Annotated in this window: 5 protein-coding genes and 4 pseudogenes; 7 read left to right on the forward strand and 2 right to left on the reverse strand. The window is 60.6% G+C overall.

Annotation, left to right across the window (positions count from 1 at the left end; translation table 11 throughout):
- Window positions 1-233 precede the first annotated feature (233 nt).
- Together ABZ532_RS30960 and ABZ532_RS30965 are read left to right on the forward strand one after the other, a co-directional pair.
- A pseudogene (locus tag ABZ532_RS30960) lies at window positions 234-440 on the forward strand (transposase); the annotation flags it as partial.
- Window positions 440-562, forward strand: a pseudogene (locus tag ABZ532_RS30965) (IS5/IS1182 family transposase); the annotation flags it as partial. The pseudogenes ABZ532_RS30960 and ABZ532_RS30965, both read left to right, overlap by 1 nt.
- Before the next feature lie 53 nt (window positions 563-615).
- Here ABZ532_RS30965 and ABZ532_RS30970 read toward each other — a convergent pair.
- Window positions 616-888 (reverse strand): hypothetical protein, encoded by a 273-nt coding sequence (locus ABZ532_RS30970; RefSeq protein WP_361291189.1) that lies wholly within the window; start codon window positions 886-888, stop codon window positions 616-618.
- Window positions 889-1,343: 455 nt separating this feature from the next.
- On the opposite strand from ABZ532_RS30970, the gene ABZ532_RS30975 reads away from it, so the two are divergent.
- The 3 genes and pseudogenes from ABZ532_RS30975 to ABZ532_RS30985 all read left to right on the forward strand — a co-directional run.
- Window positions 1,344-1,685 carry a WhiB family transcriptional regulator gene (locus ABZ532_RS30975; protein ID WP_361291192.1) on the forward strand — a complete coding sequence of 114 codons (342 nt, stop codon included), beginning with the start codon at window positions 1,344-1,346 and terminating at the stop codon, window positions 1,683-1,685.
- Between the two features lie 96 nt (window positions 1,686-1,781).
- On the forward strand, window positions 1,782-3,335 hold the full coding sequence (locus ABZ532_RS30980; protein ID WP_361291195.1) for a serine/threonine-protein kinase: 1,554 nt from the start codon (window positions 1,782-1,784) through the stop codon (window positions 3,333-3,335).
- 153 nt (window positions 3,336-3,488) lie between these two features.
- A pseudogene (locus ABZ532_RS30985) lies at window positions 3,489-3,857 on the forward strand (transposase); the annotation flags it as partial.
- A gap of 31 nt (window positions 3,858-3,888) precedes the next feature.
- On the opposite strand, the pseudogene ABZ532_RS30990 reads toward ABZ532_RS30985, so the two are convergent.
- Window positions 3,889-4,356: pseudogene (locus tag ABZ532_RS30990) on the reverse strand (transposase family protein); the annotation flags it as partial.
- 4 nt (window positions 4,357-4,360) lie between these two features.
- Here ABZ532_RS30990 and ABZ532_RS30995 point away from each other — a divergent pair.
- The gene (locus tag ABZ532_RS30995; protein WP_361291198.1) at window positions 4,361-4,738 is read left to right on the forward strand and encodes a transposase family protein; all 378 of its coding nucleotides are present in this window, start codon (window positions 4,361-4,363) and stop codon (window positions 4,736-4,738) included.
- Window positions 4,739-5,358: 620 nt separating this feature from the next.
- A complete protein-coding gene (locus tag ABZ532_RS31000; RefSeq protein ID WP_361291201.1) occupies window positions 5,359-7,614 on the forward strand; it encodes a helix-turn-helix transcriptional regulator in 2,256 nt (751 codons plus the stop codon).
- Window positions 7,615-7,881: the final 267 nt, after the last annotated feature.

Genomic DNA, 7,881 nt, shown 5'->3' on the forward strand with positions numbered 1-7,881 from the left:
TTCAGCAATCACCTCAGCTGTCAGGCCCGTGATCCGGCGGTGGCTGATGATCGCTGCACGAGTCGTGTTCCCCACCACCCGACCATGATCAACCACCTGCGGCTCGACGCCTCACCGCCTACCATGCACGAGCTCGTTAGCCGACGGGGCTCAACCGGTACCGCAAGCGACAGGTTGCCCGGCTCTTTGAGGTGGTTGGGATCGCTCTGGGACTGACGATTCGGGGGTGCAAGGTGGCTCGGCCGAAGCCGTGGGAAGTGGATGATGCGATGTGGGCCGTGATCGAGCCGCTGCTCCTGAAGGTAGAACGGCGGTCCTGGCATCTGGGTCGCAAGCGGCATCCGGATCGGCTGGTGTACCAGGGCATCCTGTTCGTGCTACACACCGGGATCGCCTGGGAGTACCTGCCGCAGGAGCTCGGCTTCGGCTCGGGCATGACGTCGAGCGCACCTTCGCCTGGCTGCACCAGTTCAAACGGCTCCGCGCCCGCTACGAGGTACGAGCCGATTTCCACCTCGCCTGCACCATCATCTGCTTGAGAAGACTCCGAACCTCATACTGAAATGATCAGTTATGTCGGGCCACTGCTCAGCCTCCCAGGCGGCGATTTTCGACTCATCGCGCTTGGTGGCCTTGCGGGATGGGTGCACGCATCGAGGCGATGCGGTGCAGCAGCAGGTCCGCGCCAGACCGGCATCCAGCACCGCCTGCAGCTTGCTCGATCGAGCTTGCAGTGGCGTCCTCGGGGCCCTTGAACGCCGGGGCTTGGCGACCGCCTGAAACCAACCCGGCCGCAAGCGGTTCGCTGACATCCGGGTCACCCTGAACCGCCTCCCGGTCACTGGCGTCGGCTTCGGTCAGGTCCGGCTTCGAGCCGGACTGGCTCACGCTGAGCCCGTTCCTCGGCCGTCAGTCCACCGCCATCTGGATACCTCATCCCCGGCGTGGCGCGTCCAGGACAGCTGTCATGGCTCAACGTAACCCGCACCGTTAAGGATCTCTAGCGCACCTTCGCTTGGCTCCACACGCTCGTCGCCTCCGCGCCGGGTGGGAACGTCGCGAGGGGCATCCACGACGACTTCCAGACCTCCTCATCACCCCGTTTCGCCGCACGTTGAAAGTATAGGTATCTCTCACTCAGGTGTGATGCGGGTCCAATCGGTTCTCATAGGGAGGGAAGCCTCTTGTTCCTTGCAAGCGACCACGTCGCCCCCCCCTAGTCTCATCCGACGGGTAACCGTCCGTCCGGTAGGCAAAGGAGGGAGCGCCGTCCAACAGTCCGACCCCTACAACGGATTGTCCCTATCCAACCGCAACTCGATTGCGCAACGACTGATCTCGCTATGACTACCATACAGCTACCTGACCCTGACACTGTTGCGCGTCTGGCCAATAGATTTCCAACCCTCCTGCGTAAACAGGACTCTCCTCTTCCTTGTACCACCCGCCCCACTCTCTTCGACGCAGATAGCGGCACCGTAGGTGGGGGGCGAGCGATTGTGCCGGCCCGTGCTCTTTGTCAGCAGTGCCCACTGATCGTCGCCTGCGCCGCATATGCCTGTCACAAACGTGAGCGAGGTATCTGGGGCGGCACAACCAGTCATGAAAGGGGGCTTGCAGGCTATCCGCCCAAGCCGCACCACGAACTTAATGACTCAAGGCGTCGGAGGCGACGGGCAAATTAGAGGTGAGAACCACATACGCCATTCGCAAATCCTTCTGTACTCGTCGACTTTGCATAGGCTGTCATTCCGGATGCTGAGGGTAGGGATATATCGGAGATGGGGAGTGCTGCGGCTGGAGTTTTGCTGGCAGGGCGGTATCGTTTGGTGGAGGGCATCGGTCGTGGGGGAATGGGCCGTGTGTGGCGTGCGCAGGATGAGGTTTTGCATAGGGCTGTTGCTGTCAAGGAGTTGACTGCGGGTCTGTATGTGTCTGAGGTTGATCGTTCGGTGCTGCATGCGCGCACACAGAAGGAGGCGCGTGCTGCTGCCCGGATTGCTCATCCGAACGTGGTCACGGTGTATGACGTGTTTGAGTGCGACGATCGGCCGTGGATCGTGATGCAATATGTTGACGGCTCGTCTTTGGCTGAGGCTGTCAAGGAGTCCGGTTGCTTCACGTCGGCGGAGGTTGCCGGTTTTGGGCTGCATGTGCTGCGTGCCCTGCGCGCTGCTCATGCGGCTGGGGTTCTGCATCGTGATGTCAAACCTGGCAACGTGCTTCTCGCTTCCGACGGGCGGGTCCTTCTCACCGACTTTGGTATCGCTGTGATCGAGGGTGACGCGACCCTTACCAGGACTGGGGAGCTGGTGGGTTCTCTCGAGTATTTGGCTCCCGAGCGGGTTCGTGGTGGGGAGCCTGGTCCCGCTTCCGACCTGTGGTCTTTGGGTGTCACGCTCTACACGGCGGTGGAGGGGAGTTCGCCGTTTGTCCGGAGTTCGCCTCTGTCCACGATGACGGCTGTGGTGACCGAGGAGCCGCCGGAGGCTCGGCATGCGGGGCCGTTGGGTCCTGTGATCGCCGCGTTGTTGCGCAAGGAGCCCGAGAAGAGGCCGTCGGCGGATGAGGTCGAGCGGATGCTGCTGGCAGCGAGCCAGGGCCGGCATGACAAAGCAGCACAGTCATCTGCGTCGACGCAGAAGCAGCGCGCAAAGACCGGAGTGCTGACCCAGCCCGCGCCTTCCCTGGCATCCGAGACGACCGATCGGAAGCGATCCAGCCGCTGGCGCCGGGCGCTAGCCGCGGCGGCCCTCGCAGCCATCATCGGCGGGGGTGTCGGCCTTCTGGCCCTCCGCTTCGGAACAGCGATCGTCCCCGACGACGGCGCCCCTTGGGCCTCAGCGTCGTCCACCGGCTCAGCCACCGCGGCAAAGTCCCGGGCCGAAGAGACGTGGAAGCGGATTCATGACCCTGAAGGCTTCAGCATGCTCCTGCCTGAGGGCTGGAACCGGCAACTGAACGGTGAGCATATCGACTATACGCCCGACGACGGTCGCCACCTCATCCGGATCAGCATCGACCCGACCCCTGACTTCGAGAATCCATTTCTGCACATGATCGACATCGAGGAGACCGTCAGGAAACGGCTACCGAAGTACCGGCGTTTGCGGCTTGCCCCGAACATCTACCGCGACCAGGAGAATTCCGTCCTGTGGGAGTTCACCTGGACTGAAACTCAGAGCGGGAGTGAACGACGTTCCATCGACCAGGTCTACTTTTCAGAAAACGGCACCGAGTACGCGCTCTACATGTCCAGCCCGGCTGGCGAGTGGCCGACAACTCTGCGGCGGTTCGACAAGATTCTGCAGAGTTTCCAGCCTCTGACTCCGTGACCCTGACACTTACCGCCGACGGGGTAAACGCATCTTTCCTACGGAAGAACCGCCCTAGTACTGCAACGGTGTTTGCCGTGACGGTTGGGCGGGTCGGTTCGTTTGGCCCGTCAAGACTGGGGAAATTGCTGGTGCCGGTCGTGGGCCGGTGAACTGAAGACCTTGCACGAGCGGTTCGTGCACCGCTTCTCCAGCTCGGAGCCGCGGGAGTCGGCTCTTGCCTATATGCGGGGGCTGATTGCTCCGCTGGAGCGGAAGAACGGCTGGACGCTCGCCGAGGAAGTAGGACATGCGGGTCCGGACCCACCGGCTGCTGAACCGGATCGACTGGGACTCGGACGAGGTCCTGGACGATGTGCGGGACTAACGTCATCGAGCACCTGGGCGATGCGGATGTGGTGCTGATTGTAAACGACACCGGGTTCTTGAAGAAGGGTGTCCGCTCCGCCAGGGTTCAGCGCCAGTACTCCGGCACCGCCGGACGGACGGAGACTTCCCAGATCGGCAGTCTTCCGCGCCTATACCGGCGGCCGGCGCCGCATATTGAGCTTGTTCAGCGTTGAGTCTCCAGGGTGAGGATGGCTTTGGTGATTGTTGTGAGCCTGGTGGGGTGGCAGTGGGCTTTGCGGAGGAAGCGCCAGGTCTTGATCTGCGCGATGGCTCTCTCGACGGGCCATCGGAGCCGGGAGTGGGCCCGGTTGACGCACTTCTGCTTGAGCGTGAGGTCATTGCCGGGCCTGCGGCGATGCGGAACGGCGACGATGTCGCCGACGCCCTGGTAGCCCCGGGCCGCGATGACAGGGATGCTGAGCCGGATGCAGGGGGCGATGATCCGATGCCGGCGGGCCGCGGTGAGATCGTGGGTCCGGCCCGGCAGAACGTGTGAGATCCACACCAGTGTTCCGTCCGGGGCAGTCACCACCTGCGGGCTCGCCCCGTGCCGACGGTGCTTGCCCGAGTAGTCCGCCCGCCCGTCGCCGGTCCGGTCACACTCGGCGAGCGTCCCGTCCAACAGGACATACCGGGTGTCGGCCGGTCTCAGGGCCGCCGTGCAGGTCATCGCCCGACCCGACGGCACGCCGCTGTGGTTCTCCCGCGCAACACCGGGCCGCACCCACCGACCTGACCGCAGGCCACGCCCACGGCATCGTCCAGGCCCGCCTCACCGACAGATCCTCGTCCTCGCGGACCGCGCCTACCAGGGCGCCGGCGCCACTGTCCGAACCCCGTACACGAATCACCGCGAACAACCCGAGCACTACCAGCAGTTTAACCGCGACCACGCTCGCCTGAGACCTCCAGGAGAACGGGCCTTCGCGCAGCTGAAGCCCTGGCGGCTACTACGGCGAGCCAGATGCTCCACCCGCAGAATCGGCACCGCCGTCCAAGCCATCCACATATAGCTGACCTGCGACTATTCAGGATGAAAGAAGATCAGTCAATTCTCACTTCCGAACTCCTTTGGCCGCACCCGGTGCATCCGAACCAACAGTTTGGCGAGCCCTCACAAACGGCTCGGGAGCGAACCCGCTCCACGTACCCAGCCCAGCCCAGCCAGTCAGCGCCCGTAGAGCGACACGGCCCAAGCATCTGTACGCGACAACCTTACGGACATCGACTGCTTCAACTTGTACCATATGTGCTCTCTGTGCCATCTCCGGAACGTGAGCAGGTGTGCGTGAAACCCGAAACAAGCCCTTGGCCTTTCACTGGGCGCCAAGAAGAGATGAACTGCTTCCTGCGGGTGTTGGGAGATGCAACCCTCCAAGGATTCCTAATCACGGGCCCGGATGGCTCGGGAAAGTCGAGGCTCGCAAGCGAGTGTCTGCAAGCTGCGAAAAGGCTCGGCCACCCTACGGCGCGGTCTGCAGGGAGCTCAGAAAGCGACTTTCCGCTCGCCGCACTGTCCCATATCCTTCCACATGATTTTGATCGAGCGAACCCACTGGAGTCGTTCCGGAAAAAGGCCGGCTCGGCGGGTCACCACTCAAGCGAACTAGTGCTTTTGGTAGATAATACGGAGTTGCTGGACGAGGCATCTCTGACAGTCCTCGGTCATCTAATTGAGGCGCGCTTCGCCTTCGTTATCTTTGTGATGGATGGCGGTAAGAGTTCTCGCAATGAAGTATCTCACCTCATCTATCGTGACTCTATTTACCAGCTAGAGCTGCAATATATCGATCTCGAAACTGTAGAGGCGACCCTGTCTGCCGCGCTTGAAGGCCTCGTCGGCCCTCGCACCGCAGAATATTTCTTCAATGCCTGTGGCGGGAACTTCCTATACCTGCGCGAGCTTCTGATCGGGTCCTTGCGGTCTGGAAATATCGAATTTAATGGGGTAATGTGGGAAATCACGGGAACGCAAGGCCCCACGCCCCGTCTCGTGGAGCTGGTTGAACGCAGACTCAAAGATCTTCCTCCAGATTCGTGGTGCATTCTGGAAACTCTGGCGCTTTGCGGGCAGACTAGTTTGACAGACCTCTCGGGTTCCATCAAACACCTCGAGTCGGCTGGACTCGTAAGCGTAATCAGGCATGGGCGTCGAAATGCTGCGGAGCTCACGCATCCTGTATACGCCGAGGTGATCCGCAGTCACATGACCCCGTCTTCAAGAAGCGCGGTTCTCCTGGCAGAGGCAGAGCGAATTCGTGAATCGGGAGCGCGACGGGCTGCCGACTTCCGTTATATTGCCAAATGGGAGCTAGATGCGCGAGGAGTCGCTGATTCATATACGCTCATGCAAGGATCAAAAGCTGCTCGCAGAGTATACGGATACAGTGAGGTAAAAGCGCTCGCGGAGGCGGCGTGCCGTATCGACGGCAGCTTCATGCCCCGCCTCTTGCTGGGAGAAGCTCTGTATGAGCTGGGGGAAATCCAGCGATCTTTGAGCGTTTTGCGTGAAGCTACTACGCGTGCTAGTAACGAAACAGAGAGAATCTACGCCGTGCTTGCTCTGGAGCGTGCTCTCTGCTGGGGGAAAGCCGATGTTGAAGCGGCTCTGGAACTTAACGATGAAGCAAGCGAAAGGGCTCATGCTCCGGAAAGTAGAGACATCCTTAGTGCCACACGCGGTATTATTTTGGCCGCTATTGGCAAAATCCCTGAAGCGATGAATTTGCTAAGTGGACTAGAGCGCCTTCCCAACGCTCGCATTAGAGCACTAGGTCAGCCTACATTGGCGCTTTGCCTAACCCTCTTGGGCAGATCTGACGAGGGGCTTATTCTCGCTCGAAAGGCTCACGGCGAACGCCTTGAGTTGATCGAAGCCACCGTGCTGCCTCACCCCTCTCAGAACGTCGGCCCCGTCGCTTGCGCGCTTCAAGAGTCAGGGCACCTCACTCAGGCCTATATGCTGCTACTCAAAGGCTGGGATGACGCCGTCGACGATGAGGACCCGGAGTGCCTGACCATGCTGGCCTCCAGTCTGTCCCGGGCTGCGCTTTTGGAAGGAAGAGCCCGCACGGCACGGCGGTGGGCATCACAAGCAGTAGCTCTGGCAAAACGACATAACTTCATGGGGCCGCTGTATCCCGCCTGGATTCGTCTCGCAGAGGCTGCCGCGTTGATGCAGGACAAAGAAGCTGCCAAACAGGCTTTGCTGGCTGCGGAAGGAATGAAGGCTTGGGGAACGTTCGCGCCAGAGCTTTGCCTCGGGCAGGTGTGGTTGTCCGCGGTATCAGGCGATCTCGCTGACGCCCGCAACAAACTTATTGAAAGTATTTCATATGCTAGAACTATCGGTCACCATTGCAGCGAAGCCCGACTCCTTACGGATCTGTGTAGAGTCGGTGGGCAAAAGCAGGCTGCCGACAGGCTCGAGCGAATGGCGCAAGATTCCTCAAATCAGCTCACCAAGATCCGATCAAGGTTTGCTACAGCGATGCACAGGAGCAGCCCAGAGGATCTTATGAACTCTGCTAATGAGTGCAAAGCGGCGGGAGCCTTTATTCTGGCCGCCGAGGCTGCCTCCAGCGCAGCAGGTATTTGGCGCCATAAAGGAGACTCGAGGCGAGCAACGGCATCCCTTCGCATGATGAATCAGATGAAAAGGCAGTGCGAAGACGTATGGACTCCGGGGATTTTCTTCTCTACAGAAGAAGTTCCGCTCACCACCCGAGAACTCGAAATTGCTCTCATGGTCGCCGAAGGTCACACAAATGCAGAGGTCGCCGAAAAGCTGGTTCTTTCGAAACGTACTGTAGATAATCATCTTCTCAGTGTCTTTAGAAAACTTGGGATTGAGACACGACGAGACCTGAAGGAGGCTCTGTCCAAATAGCCCGAATCGGTTCAGTCAATTCGACTTGGTCCTTGTCCAACCATTTGTGGGGCTGCTCCCGCGCCGGAGGGCATCTCTGCGCGGCCTTGTACGCCGCACCGTCATCCGTACCGCGCCTGGTTCTGCGGTGTCCGCGGTAATCGGTGCCGTTGTGGTTCCGCTGACTTGGCTAACAGTGAGCTTGTTCAGTGTGGCCACTGATCGGGTGATGGCGGGGTGGCGTGACGGGTGAGGCCCTCGAGTGGTTGAGCGGGATGTCTGACGTCC

Source organism: Streptomyces sp. NPDC019396, assembly GCF_040632375.1.
Classification (GTDB): Bacteria; Actinomycetota; Actinomycetes; order Streptomycetales; family Streptomycetaceae; genus Streptomyces.